The organism is Aquamicrobium aerolatum DSM 21857 (assembly GCF_900113935.1).
GTDB lineage: Bacteria > Pseudomonadota > Alphaproteobacteria > Rhizobiales > Rhizobiaceae > Aerobium > Aerobium aerolatum.
In genome coordinates this window covers 45,889-64,680 of sequence record NZ_FORF01000018.1, presented here as the reverse complement: position 1 = coordinate 64,680, position 18,792 = coordinate 45,889, and the positions used below count along the sequence as shown (strand labels likewise).

Sequence of the window (18,792 nt, the reverse complement as noted above, 5' to 3'; positions counted from 1 at the left end):
GGGGTGCGTACATTCTCCCTGTTCGGTCGCCTCATCGCTGCGATCGTCTTAACCGGTCTTCTCTCAGCCTGTCAGACGCTGGGGCAAGCCGGGCTGATCCAAAGCACAGTAACGGCAGAATTGTCGCCGGAAGCTGCCAACGCCATCGCCAGCGACATGGTCGGCAGGCTTGCCGAACAGGCCGGCCCCAGCAGCACGACGATCCGGTTCACCCCTGATGCTTCCGTATTCGGTCAAGCTCTTGAGGCATCCCTGAAAAGTTGGGGCTATGCCGTCATCACTGACCAGAAGACCGACGAAGCCAGTATCCTTGCCCTTGCCTATACGGTCGACGAGTTCGAAGGAGCAGTTCTGGTCAGGCTGTCGACGCTGCGCTTCGATCTGACCCGCATGTATAAGCCTGGCACTGGTGGCGCCGCCCCGGTCAGCCCGCTCTCTATTCTGCAGCATGGCTCGGCAGGCATGACATGACGCAGTCTTTGAAGCTTGGCGGCACTGACACCGCATCAACCCCGAAAATCCGCCGTCTCAACCGGCTGCCGATTATCGGCGCCATTGTTCTGGTGGTGATTTTCCTTGCCGTTATCTTCTATGGGCTGACATCGCGCGGGTTGCGGTTTCGCGACGATGGCGGTGCTGGTGCGGCCAGATCGCAATCGGCTTCAACCTATGCCGACCAGCTCACCCGCGGCGTTCCCGACGGCATCATCGGTGAGCCGGCGCAACCGCAATTCCAGCCACGACCACCCACGGCGGCAGAGACTGCTACCAATCCTTTCCCGGCAGCAGAGGCCGCACCTCAAGCCACCCCGCAGCCTGCCACGTCACAGCTCGAGCCCGAAGAGGTTTGGCGTGCACGGCTTGAGCGGGAACAGCGCGAGCAATTTGTTCGTGAGCAGCACCGGCAACGAATGGCGCGGCTACAAGCCAACGATGCCGCCTATGATTCACCTATTGCGGTTAGCATCAATGACCTCAACCGGGAACCTTCCGCCGAGGCATCGGTTGGAACCACCCCGGTTGACCCGTCTGGACGGCCCCCAAACGCACTCGATCTCTACGCCGCGGCCATGCAAGGTGGACTCACCGGCCCCAACGGTGACCCGAACGGGCAGGCAGGAAAAGAACGCTTCTTCAATCAGGACATCGCGGAGCTTGGCTATTTGTCGAACCCGGTCGTGCCACAGATGTCGCCCTATGAGCTCAAGCGTGGCTCGGTCATTCCCGCAACGCTCATAACCGGCATCAATTCCGATCTTCCCGGTCGCATCAGCGCTCAGGTCAGCCAGAACGTCTATGACAGCGCCACCGGCCGACATCTGATCATCCCGCAGGGCGCAAAATTGTTCGGCCGCTATGATTCCAATGTCTCGTTCGGACAAAATCGCGTGCTGGTCATCTGGACCGATATCATCTTCCCGAACGGTTCGACGCTGCAGCTCGGCGGTATGGCAGGAACCGATGCTGCAGGGTATGGCGGGTTCAGGGATAAGGTCGACAACCACTATCTTCGCACCTTTGGCTCGGCCATCCTCGTCGCCCTGATAGGTGCCGGCACCGACATGATAATCCCGCAGGATCGCAATGCGTTCGGAACATCCAACAGCGCCGAGGATGCCGCCAGGCGTTCATTTGCTGAAGGTTTCAGCCAGATGTCGCAGCAGACCATGTCGCGCAATTTTAATGTTCAGCCTACTTTGAAAATCCGGGCGGGCTATCGGTTCAATATCCTGGTCGATCAGGACATCGTGTTTCCGGAAGCAGTTCGCTAGTGTCATGGGCAGTCATAAGCTTGGTGTTTAACGCTTCCAACAAACGTCGCGATCCAACGCATTAGACGAATCAGCTCAACGGAGGCGGCAGTGGCCCGCCCTGTTTTAACCGGTCTGATGGAGGCGTTGCGAGCGATGGCGGATCCATCAGTGATGATCGTCGGCAATACAGAGTCGAAAGGCAGTGACAATTATAATCAAAGCTTGTGGGACCGCCGGGCAATCTCTGTCCAACGCTAGCTGACCGACAGCCAGATGATGTCCCGTATTACAACCATGAGCAAGGTGAAGGTGTGGACTTAGCCGATAGAACTGACAATCCGGAAGGCCGACAGAAGAACCCGCGCGTAGAATTTATCATCCGAGATTGAAATGGCTTGTTGTTTGCCCTGAATGCGCGGGGAAGTGACGGACAAGGCGTTCGCAGGTCCGTAGCCAGAGCCAATAACAGGAAGCAACTACTAATGGATGCCGAAACTTTAACTCAGCCCAGCCACGAAATCTTCGTGCATATCCGCATCATCATCGGCATGATTCTGGGCCTGAGCGTCGCCCGGCTAGTGAGTGGTGTAACACGTTTCATCCAGCATCCAGGCAAGGAAAAAATTTACCCCGTCCACTTCGCCTGGGTAATCTGCATCTTCCTGTTTATCATTCACTTTTGGTGGTTCGAGTTCGCCCTGTCGCAAACCCGCGTCTGGACTTTCTCGCTCTACTTCCTGTTGATTTCCTATTCCATCGTGTTTGTGATGCTGGCCGCCATGTTATTTCCTGATGAGATTCGAGAGTACCAGGGTTTTCAGGACTATTTTGATCAGAGGCGCGGTTGGTTCTATGCGCTGCTGCTGGTGCTTTTCGTTATCGATGTGATCGACACACTGGTGAAGGGCGAAAAATATTACCATCATTATGGCATCGCCTATCCGCTCAGGCAGGCGCTTCTGATCGCAGGAGCCACCGGAGGACTGGTATTCCGCTCACCGCGTTATGACGCTGTCTACACCTTCTGCGTACTTGCAGCGCAAGTCGTCTGGATCGCGGTGTTATTCAACGTTCTGAATTAGAGCCATTCCTGGAAGAGTGGGAGCGGCTTTACGTTGCGAACCGCTCTGAAACACCGAGCCAGACTATCTGCAAAGCAAACTTATTCGTTGCCGAAATAGCCTGCCCTGATTTCCGCAAGCCGCCCGCTTTCATGCAGGCCGATGATCTCAATCGACAGCGGGCGTGTAAGCTCGCTGTCGTGCGGTAGTCCGAAAGCATATTTGTCAGGGGCGAAGATCGGCCCGACCACTGTTAGCCCCCGTGCCGGGTTCCTGTGCGCATAATATTCCAGCACCGGGGCATCACCCAAAACAGCATCCACCCGACCGTTTGCAAGTGCATCCGCAGCCTCATCAATATGATGGAATGGGCGCGTATTGAGACCAGCCTGTCGCGCATAATCTTCCGAAACGCTACCTGGCTGCACACCCACGATACGACCGGGAAGATCGGCTACTGAATTGATCTGGTTCGTCAGCGACAGGGTGGTCATCACGCTGGTTACCGAGGAGGTGATATAGGCAAGCACCGCGATGCCGCAGATAAGCCATAAGCCCTGCCATATCCGCCCCATCCAACCAAACAGGTTTTTGCGCGTCGGAGATTTACCCGATGTGACTACAGACATGACGGTGTAGAAGCTTTCGGCGACGCCATCGCGCCAGCGCTTCGGAAAGTCGCGGTCAAACTTGCGGTCGAACAGCGTAATCAGAATGGTCGCAAGAATGATGACGAGCGCGATCCACGCATAGGCGCGAAGATGGCCCGATTCGCTCAGGCCCCGCAACAGATTGCCATTACCCCCGCCCCCGTCTTGCCGCACCATCACGCGTTGTCCGGCGTCGAACCACGGATGTGTGAGGTCGATACGTTCAGCGCGCTCGCGGGTAGCTGTCATATTGGTGACGGCAGTATCGATCGCCCCTGAGGCCGTCGCATCGACCAACTCGCCGACGTTTTCATATTCGACGTACCTGCTGGCAATCCCAAGTTGTCCCGCTGCCAGTTCCCACAGGTCGATTGCCATGCCGCCATAACTGTCGCCGGATTTTGTCACAAAGGGCGGATGCACATAGACGCCGACACTCGCCATTCTTTCATTATTCGGCTCCGAAACCATGGCTTGCTGGGCTGATGCTGGATTGCAGCCGAGCAACGCGAGCAGAAGAGAAATCCGGAGAACAGACAGGAAGGGGTGATAAGTCATCAGTCTTTTAACGAATACCTTTTGAGAACGCTCTTCACAGTCGGAGCCAGCATCGTGTGCTCGGCTTCATTTGCCAAGACCTGTTCGGGATAGTTCGGCCGCAGCTGGCGGCAGATCAAGATCGGCAAGAGCCTGACGCGTATCATCAGTCAGCCTCACACCCCAGTCTGCAAAGAAACGGGTGAGATTCTGTCCAGCAATGGTGCTGGTGGCGATCACAAACGCCTGAATCTGGGCGTCCTGATCATCCTGTTCTTCAAAGCCAAGGGGGTTCTCTCGATAATAACGATGCAATGCCGGGTAGAAATTGTCTCCGAATACCTGACGTAGCTGGCTGAACATCACTAGGCGCACCCAGTATTCGTTGTCGCTGTTGGGCTCAAGGCGCATCTGTTTCGAATCGGTGAAATCGCGTTTCTTGCGATCGAGAAAATGCTTGGCCAGATCAAGCGGTGTCTTGCCGGTCTCCTCATCGCGTGACTTCAGCCGCGAGGGTAAGCCCTGCCGGGCTTGTGCTTCGAGAGAGTAGAGATTGACGGTGGTTTCAACTACCTCGCTCCAGGTCCAGTCGTTCTGCTGATATTTATGACCGGTTTCATGCCAGATCGACCAGGCATGACGCAGCTTATCCAGCACGAGCAGATCGCCCACATTCTCGCCCGGCATGCCGACAAAATAATCGGCGGCATACATGTAGATGCCGTCCAACGCCTTTGCTGAAGAAACGAGGTCCTGCAAATAGTGCATTCTGAGTGGAGAAACCGCGTGCAGAGGCGATGAGTCATCCAGCCCGGAGAGATCATCGTACCAGCTCAAAAGACTGTTAAGAAGATCAAGAATCCTGCCCGGGTCGGTAAGCTTTGCGTTCTGGAATACCTTCCGCGTGACCGTAATCAGCACCTTGTCGTTCATCAGTTCGACATAGGGGGAGCTGCTATATTCCGACATCATGGACAGCCACTCATCCGGCGTGGTCTGCCCCGCAACGAACAAAGGCGTTGGGACTCCGCCGCTGCTGATCTCTATCTCGATCGGCGGCAAAGTTTCCTCGTTGAAGCCGCTGTCGACATAGAGGAAATAGACCATGCCGTTTCGGGAAGCGGTAAAGCTGTTAACGCCCTCATGAGTGTGAACCAGTTGCGGTTCGCTCTGGTCTGTGGCGCCCTCATAGCTGTTCATCGGCCCGACCATGACGGTTAGCCCGTCAGGCGACTCCGTTAACCCCCTGATGGTCATCGAAATCTTGTCGCCCTTGCGCACATACATGCCGCTGGTCTGGTAATCCATCAGCTTCATGCGCCGCATGCGGTCTGCCTCCTGCCCGGCAGGAGGCAGGGCGACAAGGCGGTAGAGCCGGTCGGCATTGTTGATCTCGGAGCTATGCCAGATGGGATCGCTCGCGATTGTGCGTTCCCATGCCGGGTAAAAGAGCCACTGACCGTTATCACTGGTACTGGCCTCATAGACGATAATATAGGCATCGTCTGCCAATGAGGCCCCGGTCACATTAAGCGCGCTCCCGCTTTTGTCGGCCTCTAACCCATAGCTATTAAGGTGCTTTCTGAGCCGCCAGACCGGAGCGTTGGCGGTGCGCTCTTTGGACAGTGCAGCGCTGGTGTCACCATAATCGTTCTCCTCTCCAACCGAGAGGGCTGTGCCATATTTGCGGGAATGAATCGTGTAACTGTTCGCATCGGATTTGCCGCCGGCCGGAGCGACGGTCCAGACCTGCGCATCGTCCATTTCGTCGCTGCGCACCGATTGTCCGAGATAGGTCTCGCCATCGTCATACTCGAAAGCGGTCAGCGCTTTGTGGGAGTGCTTCGCTACGATGTAGTAATCGCCCGCCGGCAGCGATTGCGCTCGCGCCGCCGCCGAGGCTGCAACCAGCACGAGAAGGGCCGTGAACGCGGTTAGCCAGTTTCGCCTGTAGTATCGCTGCAAATCAGCAATCAACCCGGTTCTCCGAACCGGAAGACCACAAAGCGCACGTCATGCTCCGGGGTGAAATGCTTGCGCTCGGCAGTGAAGGTGGTCGGACCAGTCTTGACGATGCCCTCAACGCAGGTTGGCAGTACCGCATCAGGAAAGAGCTTATCGATCGTCATGCGGAAATCGCCGATCGGGCCTTTCCAGTTGGCCCCGGTACGCAGCACATACTCGGTTTCTGTGGCAAAGACATAGGCAGTATCCTTACCCGCAGCAGACGCGGAGCGAGCGTTGTTGATCAGGCGGCGTATGCCCGCCAACCCGCTCTGATCGAGACAATAGTTTTTGCTGAATGTCGCGCTAATGGCGTCCATGTCAGACGCATCTCCAGCAAAAAAACGACATACCCGAAACCGGCTTGTAGTGGTGCTCCACCTTCACGGCTTTGTCTGCCGGGAATGTCTGGTGCCAATGATAGGTTTCGCGCATTGACCATTGTGGCGACAACCCATCGGGCGAAGCATCTCCATCGCCGTCATAGAGCAGCCCTTCGTTGACGAGTGCCTTGCGATCATCGTCCGACATTGCAGAAAGCTGAGCTTTCCAGCTCTCCAGCCCGGCATTGATCGGCAGACCTGCCCTGTGAACCGCCTCCGTCATATCCGTGTCTGGCGGGAAAGCAGGCTTTTGGGCATCACCATCGACAGGGGCACTCAAAGCTCGGATATGAAGTTCCGGCCTGATCTGTCCACCATCGACCTTTACAGTGAAACCGACGAAATTGTCCTTGTCGGGTTGTGGCAGAACGACATTGTCGATGGGGCCGAACGGCCCTTCGGGCATCGGGAACGCAACGCGCGTCTGGATATCCGCCTTGCTCATATTGCGACACAGAGAGCTGACCCGCACATCCTTCGTGGAGAGATAAAGCTCCTCTTTCTCCATCGCGATATCTGTGCTGACGGTCAGTTCAAGGCCACCAGCGCTGAGCGTTGCCGTTGTATCATTGGCATGGGCCGGAGAAATGGCCGACAACATCGCACACGTAGCCAGCCGCGCCAGCTCTTTCGTACCAGTCGCCATGGCGGATTTGTGTCTGGGACTGCGCATCGCTCAATCCACCACCGTTGTTTTCATGCGGGCAGCCGTACCGCCGGGCTGAACATTCACAGCCCCAACTGTACCCGTGCCAGAAAGCGTGCCGCCATCGTTGACCTTCACCGTGCCGAATACCTGTCCATCCACGATGAGCTTGCCATAAACAGACACGTCGCCGGTAAGCTGACCGGTAACATGCATTTCAGCGCCGCTTGCGACTTCCGTCAGGCCAGAAAAATCATTGTCACCTTCGATGGTCAGTTGGCCACCAACAAGCACCAATCCGCCGCCAAGATTTTTGTAATTGTCGTCATAGTCGGTGATCGAGCCACTTATTGATCCGGTCGCAGCCGTGACGATCAGTCGGTTTGCGCCCAGAATAATATCGCCACTGCCCGAGATGTCGCAAATAACGGCATCTTCGTAGGCTTTGTCGACCCCCCATTGCGCGATGTGAGCGCCCTTCTGCTCTATGTTGAAAGTCCCCTCGTTGAGGATGCGTGCAGAATGTTCGATGCTGCCCGGCCCCGCCAGATGCAGATGGGCACCGTCTGCGATATGTGTCGCTCCAATGTAGGAGTTTGCGCCAGTCATACGTACATTGGCGTCTTTCTTGATCTTGAAATCGCCTTTGCCGGATAATATTCCGGCCAATCCCACCCAGCCAGAGCTGCCGATGTCTTCACTCACTTCGCTAAGATGCAGCGTATTCGCCTTCGCGTCCGTCGAATAATCAGCAGTGGTGACGAAATAGGGAGAATAGGCCGTAACCTTCTTTTCAAGGTCGTACATTACGGAATTTTCTTGGAAGAATGGAAGGCCAATCGTTACGGTATTTCCGCTAGCCTCATCTGCAAGTCGCCCAATGATGACATCATCATATTCAAGATCATTCAGCGTATCTTCAAAGCCATAAAACTTGATATCAACACTGTCTTGGTCGTATTCTGCAAGCTTGTAGCCCTTGGCCCGGAATTTGGTGAGTGTCGTGTCCGCATCCACGAGGATGAACTCTGCGGTGCCGGTATCGAACAGGATTGGGCCACGAAAATCGACGGCCCGTTTCTTCTTCCCGACCGGCACTGAGATCGTGTAGCTGTAGTTTCCGTCATGCATATTGGAAGCGTTTGCGTTTGAACTCGGAAACTGCCGCAACGAATAGTCATAATCCAACTTGCCCCACGGCATGACAGCAGTGAATTGCGCACGAAGCTGAGGGGTAAGATGCAAAGAAAGACAGGGTGCACAGCCGGGGGTATTGTTATTTCCTATATTCGAGTTGGCAGCCACGACATAGCCTGACTTGGTCTGTGTCCCGGGAGAGGCCATGTAGGTTTTGTCTTGAGAATAGTCGCCCGCCCCAAAGGTGCCATAGAAGGGCGGATGATCACTGGGCTCGCCCTTCTTCATGCGCGCGCGCACGTCAAGATCGGCATAGTATGCGACACCGTCATGGTTGCCGATCGGCTTGTCAGAGGTGTGGTAGTCTTTAAAGCTGTCATGCTTTTTGCTGTAGGCCCAATCGATGATGCGCCCGGCGATGTGTTTGCCCGGCATTGTTGCGATTGGTTCGCTTGGATCGTCAGGATGGTAATAGGCCATGGTCTGGAACTGGATTTCCTGCATCCAGTAGCCATAGGTGCCGTCACCATAGCCATACAGACCGGGTTTACTGCCGGGTACCGGCTGTACGCCGGATACCGTCTCATCGAACTGGCCGATGAACATGTCGGAACCCGTGTCGAATTGGTATAGCCGCGGCCTGGCGCCGTTAATGCCGATCATGATGCCAAGAGAATCGAAATCCGTCTCGTCGTCATCCGATGGGACGTGCTTGAGAGGAATCCCGACAGGCTGCACCTCTTCGGCCGCAGCCGGAACCAGTAACGCACCGATAACCAGACTAGATACGCTACAGATCAGTATGGACGACAACCTGTCCGGTACCCAACTTGCTCCCCGGAAGTGCCGGAAAAGCGAACTGGGCTGCCGGTTCCCACACGCCGCTGACTGCTTTGTAATTGACACCTTAACTACGATCATTCTTTCAACTGTTAACGGCATCTGGCCGAAGTATCGGTGGCCTTTAAAGAGGCACCGATGGGTTAGGTGCACCAATACCGCTCACTCCTCATAGTCGTCGCCATCATCGGCAGAGTCGTAGTCATCGCTGTCGTCTACGTCGTCATCATCCGCGTCATCTGCATCGTCGCCGTCGTCGCCATCATCGATGTCTTCGTCCGTGTCATCGCTGTCATCATCGGCATCGCTGTCGTCTACGTCGTCATCATCTGTGTCATCTGCATCGTCGTCATCGCCATTATCGATGTCTTCGTCCGTGTCATCGCTGTCATCATCGGCATCGCTGTCGTCTACGTCGCCATCATCCGTGTCATCTGCATCGTCGTCGTCGCCATCATCGACGTCATCGTCCGTGTCATCCGTATCGTCGTCAGTGATGTTGTCATCATCTGTATCATCGACATCATCGACATCATCGGAAGACAGGTTTTCTCCGGGTTCAGGAATGTCATCGGCAGTCCGGTTCGTGCCGTCAAAATTCTGCCCTGGCTCTGGCAAGCCATCGGTGCCAGTGTTGGTAATTCGATTAGTGCCGTCGAGATTTTGTCCGGGTTCAGGAATGTCATCAGCAGTCCGGTTCGTGCCATCAAAATTCTGCCCTGGCTCTGGCAAGCCATCGGTACCGGTGTTCGTTATTCGATTAGTGCCGTCGAAGTTCTGGCCGGGCTCCGGGACAGAGACATCGGAACGATAGCTGTTATCCGTGATGCTGGTGGAGATATTGGTGTTGTACTGATTGACAATCTGGGTCCAGTTGTTTTGGGTTTCTATGCTCGTCCAGCTATTGATATTGTTGATATTGATAGACTGGTTGAAGTTGTTGACGGTGATATTTGTGTTGACTTGGACAATGTCGGGGCCGCGCGCGACTCCAAACAAAAAATCCGTAACACTAACTGCCAGCGCGCCCCACACCAGCCGATCGACATCAGAAGGCACAAGGATTGGGTGATCACGCACCGTAGCAAGCACATCGCCCGGCCTGATACCCTGCCGGGCAGCCGCGCCACGCGGTGACACTGCCAGCACATAAACGCCATGCAGCTTCGGCGGGATCTGGTAGCGGTGGCGCGACGCGTGGTTGATGGGAATAAGCACCGCTCCCAATGCCCTTGATACATAGGGCGGCGGCAGATCGAGTGTAGCTGAAAAAGCGGGAACCGTGTGCGGAATGGTCATCCCGGCTGCCAGCACCAGCTTTCCGGCAATGGTTGCGACTTTGGCTGCTGAAATAGCAGCTTTCAATCCGTTCTTACGCATGACTATCCTGTCCCGCATTGTGGCAACGCCTCCGAAAGCTCAGTATTGCGGCAGGCGCGCCAGTTTCTGTGTGGAGAGTTTCGCCGAGATCAGGCGCGGTTGAAGACGATCCCGCAATTCTTGGCTCGCGATGCTGCCTCAATCGCTTCCATCTCGCCCTTCAATTGCGCAAGTTCCGCTGTCGAGGCATTGTTGCCATGGGTGAAGAACAGCGCTGGCCAGAAAACCAGGACGCCAGCTGTGATAGCTACCTCATCCTCCAGGCGATGGCGGTTTTGTTTGCCAGCAGCGGCGTGAGCGCGGTTCGAAACAGTCCAGCCTTCGCGCACCAACTGCTCACAGGTCAGGTTTTGGTAAAGCGCTGCTGACATATAGGTCGCCTGCACCCGATCAGCCTTTTGCGCACAGGCGCCAAGCGTGGTGACTGCAATAGCGGCAGCAATGACCGACATGGATCTCATATAATTACTCTCTAATATCGTCAAACCTGCGCTTGTTGCCAAATAGTCTTCCTGCTTCCAAGATCAGGACTGTTGTCCAGCGCAGATAGTGATGCGTTTTTGAAAGAAGCGGTCATTATATGAAAACTGAAATGCGAACATTGGAGTCGCTGGCTATCTGAATAACCGCACGCATGTGACGTGCTGCTATGATGACAGGCTTTCAGAATACGATCTGCTTTTCACATTCCGACTATGGAATTGAGAATTCGGGCGCACAAAGGTTCCTTTGATAGCAATAGTTGCTCTAGCTATCTGTTTTCTATCTGGAAAACGAATGCGGCTGCTCTGATGTCAGCTCAGGTTGGATAGATATTCATCATCGACGCGGCTGATACGAGGAAGTCATTATGCGAAAATCTTTTCTGGGAATGGCTGCAGCAACGTTGGTGGCGCTTGCGGCCCCGCTGCCTGTCCTCGCCAATCCCGTCGCCGAAATGAACAACACACTCGATACGTTGTTCGGCGACCATACCCGCTATCACACATTCTTCGACAATTTGAAGAAAGCCGTGGCCGCAGGCGACAAGTCTGCAGTTGCAGCGGTGATCGAATATCCCTTCCAGGTACGCATTGGTGGCAAATCGCTAAAAATCCGCGATGCCGCGCATTTCATTGCTGACTACGATCAAGTCATTACCGCCAAAGTAAAGCATGCCCTGCAGGGACAGACATATGAAACGCTGTTTGCCAACTGGCAGGGCGTGATGGTCGGCGAGGGGGAAATCTGGTTCTCCGGTGTGGGCGATGCCGACGTGATCAAGGTCACTGCGATCAACGACTGATCGCGTGTTTCAACGTAATCCCACCGGAGCCTATCGATGAACAGAACCCTCTGGCTTGCCGCCGCTCTTTTCGCTTTCGCCTTTCTGGAAGCCCCGGGAGCACAGGCGCAATCCACTGTTGAATGCCAGTCGCGCCATCATCAGTATGGCGAATGCTGGGCCGGACCGCTGTCGAAGCCCCAACTCATTCATCAGACTTCCAGCAGCCCATGCATCCTCAACCGCAGCTGGGGATATAATCCCAAAACTAAGTACATTTGGGTTGCTCAGGGGTGTTCGGGCATCTTCGCCGATGTCGGCGGTTACCATCATGGTCGCGGTGACACGTTCGACACCAATGCGCGCGTCTACGACCATCATGGCCACGATATCGGCGCAGTGGCGGCTGGCGTGGTGCTAGGCGCAATTGTTGAGGGGATGACGGACGACCGCAAGCACAACAGACAGCACACGACTTCCAACTACGTTCGCAGCAGTGATTACAATGGTTGTCATGGCGTGGGCTGTCTGGTCGACAACCCCGACGAGGAGATTGATGACACACCCCAGTTCGACCAGCAGGGCGAACCCAATTTTGATGAAGAGGGTAACTATCAGGGCTGTCATGGCATGGGATGCCTCGTCGATGATCCGGATGCTGATGAGTAAACTGCGTTATCAGTTCTGACAGCCGCAACGAAGGAGCGTGAAAGAATGATCGGGGACCGGTTTTCCAAACTGCGGGCGCAGGTGTGCACCCTCGCCAGCGGCGGTTTTCTGTCGGTAGCCGTGCTGTCGATGTTACCCGTTCCGGCACACTCAAATGACGCCAATCTTGCTTTCGACTTCAAACTCACGCTTTCGGAAAAAGCCGCGGCAAAACTCAAGTCTGCGCATGAAACCATAACCGTATGGGCGTCATTTTACGGCGAGCCGACACGCGAAGGCGAAAAACACACCGATGAGCTGGGTATGGTTGACCTCGGCAAGGAAAGCTTCGAATTGCCGGGGCAGCCCGGTGTTGTGCATATCACTGGCAAGAATGCCGGAGGGATGAGGCTGAAATGGGTCAAGGGACAGCCGAGCGTCAATGTCAACCTCTACACTTCCCGCAAATCCAGCGATGAGAACCTGATCGAATGTGACCTGATCGATGGAGAGGTAAACAAGGTGCAGGCCGAGCCAATCACGGTAAACTGCTTCCTCATCGGCGAGCACCTGGAAAGCAAGAGCTTCCCGTAAGAGCTGTCTTCGGAACGCGCTTTCCCCTTGGGGTAGGTAGCCGCATGGGTAAGTAAGTCAGCTTAGCCAAATTCCGAGTTTCGGAAGATCGTGCCCCTAGTGTGGGCCCTGTTGCTCATCAACCGTACGGAAGCAATATGGTTGTGTTGCAATGTTTTGAATACCGTCACTGTGGCAAGGAGCGCCTCTGGCATTTTCGGAGGATTGAATGTTCAAGGGCCGCCAGTTCGACCAGTCCGTGATCCTGCTTTGCGTGCGCTGGTACCTGGCCTACAGTCTGAGCCTGCGTGATCTGGAAGAGATGATGGCCGAGCGGGGCATTGCCGTCGATCACACGACCATTCACCGCTGGACCGTCCGTTACGCACCGCTATTGCTGGAGCGTTTCAACCGACGGAAGCGGAGCGTGACCGGCAGATGGCATATCGACGAGACCTACATCAAGGTCCGCGGCCAGTGGATGTACCTCTACCGCGCCATCGACAGTGTCGGCGACACGGTTGAATTCTGGTTCAGCGAGCAGCGCGACTTGCCATCGGCCAAGCGGTTTTTCAGGAAGGCACTGGCACGTCATGGCCGGCCCGACCGCGTCGTCATCGATGGTAGTCCGACCAACCACGAGGCTATCGTTTCCTGTGATACCACAAATCGCTTACTGGATCGCTCCCGACGCCGGCTGAAGCCGATCGAAATACGCAAGAGTAAATACTTGAATAATCGGATTGAACAGGATCATCGGCGCATCAAGCGCCGCGTCCGGCCAATGCTTGGCTTCAAATCACAGGGATCAGCCGCGATCATCCTGTCCGGCATCGAGATGGTTCATATGATGCGCAAGCGACAGGCGAGATACGCCTTCAATCCGAATCCGTCCTTGGCCGAGCAGTTCGCAATTCTTGCCGCATAATTGGCCTCGGGTCAGGCCTCTTTGTGTTTCCAGTCTGCCGTTGCAACAAAACCGATCGACGAACTCCTGCCATGGAACTTCACACCGTCAAGCTGAAACAATGTGCACTGCAGCCAACGCTTACCTACAAGGTGGCAGCCGTAGCACTGGCTAACAAGATGGCCCGCACAATATGGGCGCTTCTCATCAAGGGTGGCACATACCAAGCGCCGGCGATCATGGCGAAGGCTTAAGACAGATCCCCGGCGTCTCTGCGTCGGGGTAAAGCGGCAAGGTACGAGAGCGTGATGAACCCGAGGGGCGATACCTCGATGTCGATCAGACCGTCTGACTCAGTGCGCCTTTGAGCGCGAGAATTTGATTAGGCAATCGACATCGCGGATCTCATCGTGGCCAGCGGTCGATGACCGCACTAACAGGCCGGACATATGACTGCACCGTCCGACGGCGATTCACGCTGAAAAACCTTGCCAACCGGGCCGTTCCACATATGAGTCAGAGCCCCTTTTACACGAAAATGCGGGGTCCCGATTCCACGGTCATTGACACCCCTGAGTGGCCTTTACGTAAAACTTGTGCGCTCAAGTTCCTGAATATCTATCAGGCTGTTAGCACCAAGCATTGTCATCGCCGTCTTCATTTCATCGATAAGCATTGCCAATACATCGCCAGCGCCTCTTTCGTCGGCAGCTGCAAGCCCCCATAAAGGCAATCGGCCGGCCATCACTGCATCTGCCCCAAGCGCCAGATATTTCAGAATATCTGTACCGCGCGTTACTCCACTATCTGCGATAATGCAGAGATCCTTGCCAACGGCTTTTCTGATATCAGGCAAAACTCTGGCCGGGGTTGGCGCTATATCAAGGTTACGGCCGCCATGGGCAGAAACGACGATCCCATCCATCCCGAGACTTGCAGCACGCTCAGCGTCTTTCGCTGATAATATACCCTTGATGATGATGTTGCCGTTCCAAACTCCTCTCAGATCGGCTATTTCATTCCATGTCAGCGCATGGTCAAGGGCGACATCATTTCTGATGCTCCTACGGGTGATTGGTGTATGGAATTGCGCTGGGTAATTTCCATAACTTGGCATCCCCGATGTCAGGAGATAGCGCAGGAGAACGCGCGTAAACCAACGTGGATGGCGTAGCACATCAATCATGCCTCTCACGGTTATTTCAAAAGGAACACCGAACCGGTTGCGTTGATTATATTCTCGCTTCGGGCCGGTTGGTGTATCAGCGGTAACAACGAGGGTTCTGATGCCGGCTGCGTTGCTACGCACAAGCAGATCCCGCGTCAGTTCGTGGTTTTTCCAATAATAGAGCTGGAACCAGAGTTTCGAGTCCGGTGCCCCGGCTGCAATATCTTCAATGGATGAAACAGACTGGGTGGCCGCGCAATAGGTCAGATTGTTTCTCCCGGCTGCGCGTGCAAGTTTTTGCTCGCCATTATAGGCCAGCATGCCAGCGAGTGCCGTTGGCGCGATGATAAGCGGCGTAGCATATCGCTCACCGAAAAGTTCAACGGATAAGTCCAGATCTCCCGGCCTGGAAAAGATGCGTGGAACTAGTTGTATGGCATTCAGATCATCACGGATTCTGGTAAGAGCGTGCTCGTCCTCGGTGCCGCGGTCAATATATTCAAACAACCCGCGGGGCAGCACATATCTGGCAGCCTTGCGGTAGTCGCTGTAGTTGAGAAGCATATATCAGACCTCAACGGGTAGAAATAAGCCACAAAACCTCAGCATCTGTATCGCCTTCGGATGTCCATGCATGCTGGATATTGGCATCATAATAGACAGATTCCCCCATTTTGAGCCGCAAGGGTTCATAAGCACGACTGTGAAGCACCAAAATACCGCTCAAAACAAAAAGAAAAATCTCGCTGTCGGAGCGTGCCCAGTCGATATAATCATCGACATGGCGAGCAGTGACAGTTGTTCGTACCGGCAGCATCCGCTTTTCACGCAGATCAGGTGAAAGCAGACGGTTTACACAGGTTGATGTCAAATGCTGACGTCCGCTGTCAGCTGAGTTAACACTACGGCGCCCATAAGGCTGAACTTCGTTGCTTGTACCACTCAACAGGCTGACGATATCAATCTTCAGCCCCTCAGCGATACGTTGCATGGTGCCAAGAGTAGGGGAAAATTCGCCGCGTTCTATCTTGGAAACTGCCGAAGCTGATACGCCAGTCTGCCTGGCCATATCCTGAAGGGTAAGCTTACGCGATTTGCGCAACGCATGTAGCTGCTCACCCATAGCGATGGCGTCGAAGCTGCCGCTACGCTCCACTTCGCCAAGCTCGCTCTGTGTCAGGACGCCTTGAATCATGGATGTTGGCTGCAACTCTGCGGCCTCATCCTGATGCTTACTCTTTTCCATGTTCAGTTTGGTTGCCTCGAATTTTAGCAATCATCTCTAGCTGATTCTCAGATTCTCATCGAGAAGCTTATTATTTATCATATCCGACAAATTTAGCATTATCTGATTGACAAACTCCGTTTTTCACAATTCAATCACAACAAATATTATCTCCCACATCTGCCGCGTATGGTAGCGGCAGTCACAACCTTACGAATCAGGAATTTTGCTGACATGCCGCTAGCCCATACCGACATCCGCGGTCTCTATACCGCGATCGTCACGCCTTTCGACGTGAATGGCGGGGTTGATCATGCCGCGCTGGCTGATCTGGTCCGCTTCCAGATTTCAAGCGGCGCGTCCGGGATCGTTCCTATCGGTGGGACCGGGGAATATCCTGCGCTTTCTCAGGCAGAGCGCCGCAGCGTCGTGGAGACATGCGTTGAAGCTGCTGAAGGCAAACCGGTAATTCCTGGTGTGTTGTCTACTGGTTATATGGATGCGGTTGAGGCGGGCAGGGATTTTCTGTCAGCCGGAGCGTCTGCGTTAATGGTTGTCACACCCTATTACGCGCCAGGAACGCAGGAAGGTATGGTCGAATATTTCCGTGCCTATCGTAATGATGTCGATCTTCCGATCATGCTTTACCAGATTCCACGCCGCACAGGCGTCACTCTCGATCCGGAAAGCATTCAGGCCCTGGCTGAAGATGGAACTGCGATCGGAATGAAATTCTCGCATTATGACATGCCGGAATTCATTCAAACCATAAAGCTGGCTGGCGACAAGATGGCCATCTTAAGCGGAGAAGAGCCGCTTTTTGCAACCCACATGGCACTAGGGGCTAAAGGTGGCGTCCTTGCATCAGCCACAATTCATCCCCGCATCTGGTTGGAAATCATGGAAATTGCTGCCACAGGTAGGCTGAAAGAGGCGCTGGCTATCCAGGGGCGTATTGATCCCGTCATCGCTGCCATCTTCACGGAAACCAACCCCGGCCCCCTGAAGGCTTATATGGCTATGGTCGGCCGTTCGGTAGGTGGTGTCCGCAAGCCTCTTTTGCCGCCCAAAGCAGATACTCTGAAGTTGATCGCCAGCGTTGCTGAAACTGCTAAACAGCAATTGGCATGAGCAAAAAGGCCGCCATGATTGAGGCGATTCTGGCCGTCGTGGGTACAAGCAGCCTCATAAGCTCTCCCGAAGAAATGGCCCCCTTCGTCATGGACTGGCGGGGGCGGCGCCAAGGACGGGCGCATTGTGTCGTGTTCCCGAAGAACACCGAAGAAGTGTCTGCAATTATGCGTATTGCCGCCCGTTATAGCGAGCCGGTTTTCCCTGTCGGGGGCAATACCGGCCTGTGCTTTGGCGCTGTTCCGCAGGCGCAGGATACTGTCCATCCGGGAATAATGCTGTCACTGCGCCGGATGAACACGATCCGTGAGATCGACCGGATTGCAAATCTCGTTACAGTCGATGCAGGAGTTGTTCTGGGCGATTTGCATAATGCTGTCGCAGCAGAAGGAAGATCGCTTCCAATGCATCTTGGCAGCGAAGGATCTGCCCAGATCGGTGGCCTCATTTCGACCAATGCTGGCGGCACCAATGTGATACGCTACGGGCCTATGCGCGACCTTGTCGCCGGCCTTGAGCTCGTGCTGGCGGACGGGACTATTTTACGAAATCTCGAAGGCCTCAAAAAGAACAATACCGGATACATGCTCGACCAGCTCTTCATCGGAGCGGAGGGCACGCTTGGCATCATCACGGCGGCGGTTCTGAAGCTGCATCCCCGGATTGCAACAAGTGCACATGCGTGGATCGGACTGAACAGCCCTTCCGATGCAACCAGCCTTCTGGCTCTGTTCAGAGACAGAGCGCCAAATCTTCTTGAGGCGTGTGAACTGGTTTCGCGAAGCCAGTATGAGCTTGTTCTGCGCCACATAGAACGTGTGCGGCTGCCTTTTGCCGAATTGCCAGCCTGGTCCCTTATGGTCGAGCTTGGGTCTGCCGACGCTGCGACGGATCTTGATGCCATCATGGAGGATGTCCTTCAAAAAGGCTATGAGACGGGACTGATCCTGGATGCTGTCATTGCCAGTTCACAGGCGCAAGCTGAGGAAATCTGGCATTTCCGCCATTCAGTTTCCGAAGCCAACAAGAAAGAAGGCATCGGTATCGTTCACGATGTTTGCGTACGTGTTTCGCGCGTGCCTGATTTTATCCAGGCCGCCGATGAAGTAAGCGCTGCACGCTTTCCATCAGCAAAATCCATGGTTGTTTGCCATCTGGGCGATGGCAATGTGCACTACACGCTGATGTTTCAGCGCCAGGACGTTCCGGCCGATGATGAGGTTTTTGCGCTTGAGGTCGAGAAGGCCATTCATGATGTAGCAGTCCGTCTGGATGGAACCATAAGCGCAGAGCATGGAATTGGGCGAAAGCTCACTTCCGAACTTGAGCGTCTGGCAGACCCGGCGCGAATTCAGGTGATGAGACAGATCAAGTCCTTGCTGGACCCGGATAATCGTTTGAATCCCGGTGTCTTGCTGAACCCATGCATGTCCGATCACAAGGGCGCATGAACCCCCGCAGTTTCGCGGAAATCCTGGCCTGGA

The 18,792-nt window shown here is 54.8% G+C and carries 18 protein-coding genes and 1 pseudogene; 10 read left to right on the top strand and 9 right to left on the bottom strand.

Translation table 11 applies throughout. From position 1 onward, the window contains the following. Positions 1–3: 3 nt before the first annotated feature. From trbH to BMZ42_RS14475, 3 genes are all read left to right on the top strand, one after another. Positions 4–471 (top strand): conjugal transfer protein TrbH, encoded by a 468-nt coding sequence (trbH, locus tag BMZ42_RS14485; protein WP_091523802.1) that lies wholly within the window; start codon positions 4–6, stop codon positions 469–471. Continuing rightward, the gene (gene trbI, locus BMZ42_RS14480; RefSeq protein WP_091523799.1) at positions 468–1,772 is read left to right on the top strand and encodes an IncP-type conjugal transfer protein TrbI; all 1,305 of its coding nucleotides are present in this window, start codon (positions 468–470) and stop codon (positions 1,770–1,772) included. The genes trbH and trbI overlap by 4 nt, the downstream gene beginning before the upstream one ends. 464 nt (positions 1,773–2,236) lie before the next feature. Continuing rightward, entirely contained in the window at positions 2,237–2,836 is a 600-nt protein-coding gene (locus BMZ42_RS14475; RefSeq protein WP_091523798.1) for a hypothetical protein, read from the top strand. 80 nt (positions 2,837–2,916) lie between these two features. On the opposite strand, the gene BMZ42_RS14470 is transcribed toward BMZ42_RS14475, so the two are convergent. The 7 genes from BMZ42_RS14470 to BMZ42_RS14440 all read right to left on the bottom strand — a co-directional run bounded on the left by BMZ42_RS14470 (position 2,917) and on the right by BMZ42_RS14440 (position 10,853). Next, positions 2,917–3,843, bottom strand: a complete 927-nt coding sequence (locus tag BMZ42_RS14470) for a transporter substrate-binding domain-containing protein (RefSeq protein WP_420492476.1) — start codon at positions 3,841–3,843, stop codon at positions 2,917–2,919. A gap of 246 nt (positions 3,844–4,089) precedes the next feature. Beyond that, on the bottom strand, positions 4,090–5,979 hold the full coding sequence (locus BMZ42_RS14465) for a M60 family metallopeptidase (protein ID WP_091523795.1): 1,890 nt from the start codon (positions 5,977–5,979) through the stop codon (positions 4,090–4,092). Further along, positions 5,976–6,326 carry a DUF4424 family protein gene (locus tag BMZ42_RS18420; RefSeq protein ID WP_091523794.1) on the bottom strand — a complete coding sequence of 117 codons (351 nt, stop codon included), beginning with the start codon at positions 6,324–6,326 and terminating at the stop codon, positions 5,976–5,978. Before BMZ42_RS18420 ends, BMZ42_RS14465 begins: the two co-directional genes overlap by 4 nt. A gap of 1 nt (position 6,327) precedes the next feature. Continuing rightward, positions 6,328–7,062, bottom strand: a complete 735-nt coding sequence (locus BMZ42_RS18415; protein WP_091523791.1) for a DUF4424 family protein — start codon at positions 7,060–7,062, stop codon at positions 6,328–6,330. Positions 7,063–7,065: 3 nt separating this feature from the next. Further along, positions 7,066–8,985: a hypothetical protein gene (locus BMZ42_RS14450; RefSeq protein ID WP_139207941.1), complete on the bottom strand. Its 1,920-nt coding sequence runs from the start codon at positions 8,983–8,985 to the stop codon at positions 7,066–7,068. A gap of 189 nt (positions 8,986–9,174) precedes the next feature. Then, entirely contained in the window at positions 9,175–10,392 is a 1,218-nt protein-coding gene (locus BMZ42_RS14445; RefSeq protein WP_091523787.1) for a PDZ domain-containing protein, read from the bottom strand. An 89-nt stretch (positions 10,393–10,481) separates the two neighbouring features. Continuing rightward, positions 10,482–10,853 (bottom strand): hypothetical protein, encoded by a 372-nt coding sequence (locus tag BMZ42_RS14440; RefSeq protein WP_244523276.1) that lies wholly within the window; start codon positions 10,851–10,853, stop codon positions 10,482–10,484. Positions 10,854–11,242: 389 nt separating this feature from the next. On the opposite strand from BMZ42_RS14440, the gene BMZ42_RS14435 reads away from it, so the two are divergent. From BMZ42_RS14435 to BMZ42_RS18060, 5 genes and pseudogenes are all read left to right on the top strand, one after another. Then, entirely contained in the window at positions 11,243–11,677 is a 435-nt protein-coding gene (locus BMZ42_RS14435; protein WP_091523783.1) for a hypothetical protein, read from the top strand. Between the two features lie 36 nt (positions 11,678–11,713). Beyond that, positions 11,714–12,325, top strand: a complete 612-nt coding sequence (locus tag BMZ42_RS14430; RefSeq protein WP_091523780.1) for a DUF3011 domain-containing protein — start codon at positions 11,714–11,716, stop codon at positions 12,323–12,325. Positions 12,326–12,406: 81 nt separating this feature from the next. Then, positions 12,407–12,898, top strand: coding sequence for a hypothetical protein (locus BMZ42_RS14425; protein WP_139207939.1), 492 nt, complete (start codon positions 12,407–12,409; stop codon positions 12,896–12,898). 208 nt (positions 12,899–13,106) lie between these two features. Then, positions 13,107–13,805 (top strand): IS6 family transposase, encoded by a 699-nt coding sequence (locus BMZ42_RS14420; RefSeq protein ID WP_091523775.1) that lies wholly within the window; start codon positions 13,107–13,109, stop codon positions 13,803–13,805. Positions 13,806–13,930: 125 nt separating this feature from the next. After that, positions 13,931–14,038 (top strand): annotated as a pseudogene (locus tag BMZ42_RS18060) (IS110 family transposase); the annotation flags it as partial. A gap of 329 nt (positions 14,039–14,367) precedes the next feature. On the opposite strand, the gene BMZ42_RS14415 reads toward BMZ42_RS18060, so the two are convergent. After that, positions 14,368–15,516 carry an alpha-hydroxy acid oxidase gene (locus BMZ42_RS14415; protein WP_091523772.1) on the bottom strand — a complete coding sequence of 383 codons (1,149 nt, stop codon included), beginning with the start codon at positions 15,514–15,516 and terminating at the stop codon, positions 14,368–14,370. 10 nt (positions 15,517–15,526) lie between these two features. Further along, positions 15,527–16,198 carry a helix-turn-helix domain-containing protein gene (locus BMZ42_RS14410; protein ID WP_139207937.1) on the bottom strand — a complete coding sequence of 224 codons (672 nt, stop codon included), beginning with the start codon at positions 16,196–16,198 and terminating at the stop codon, positions 15,527–15,529. Between the two features lie 213 nt (positions 16,199–16,411). On the opposite strand from BMZ42_RS14410, the gene dapA reads away from it, so the two are divergent. Both dapA and BMZ42_RS14400 read left to right on the top strand, forming a co-directional pair. Then, complete coding sequence (dapA, locus tag BMZ42_RS14405) at positions 16,412–17,308, top strand: 4-hydroxy-tetrahydrodipicolinate synthase (protein WP_091523767.1); 897 nt, start codon at positions 16,412–16,414, stop codon at positions 17,306–17,308. Next, positions 17,305–18,759, top strand: coding sequence for an FAD-binding oxidoreductase (locus tag BMZ42_RS14400; protein ID WP_244523275.1), 1,455 nt, complete (start codon positions 17,305–17,307; stop codon positions 18,757–18,759). The genes dapA and BMZ42_RS14400 overlap by 4 nt, the downstream gene beginning before the upstream one ends. The last annotated feature ends 33 nt before the right edge of the window (positions 18,760–18,792 follow it).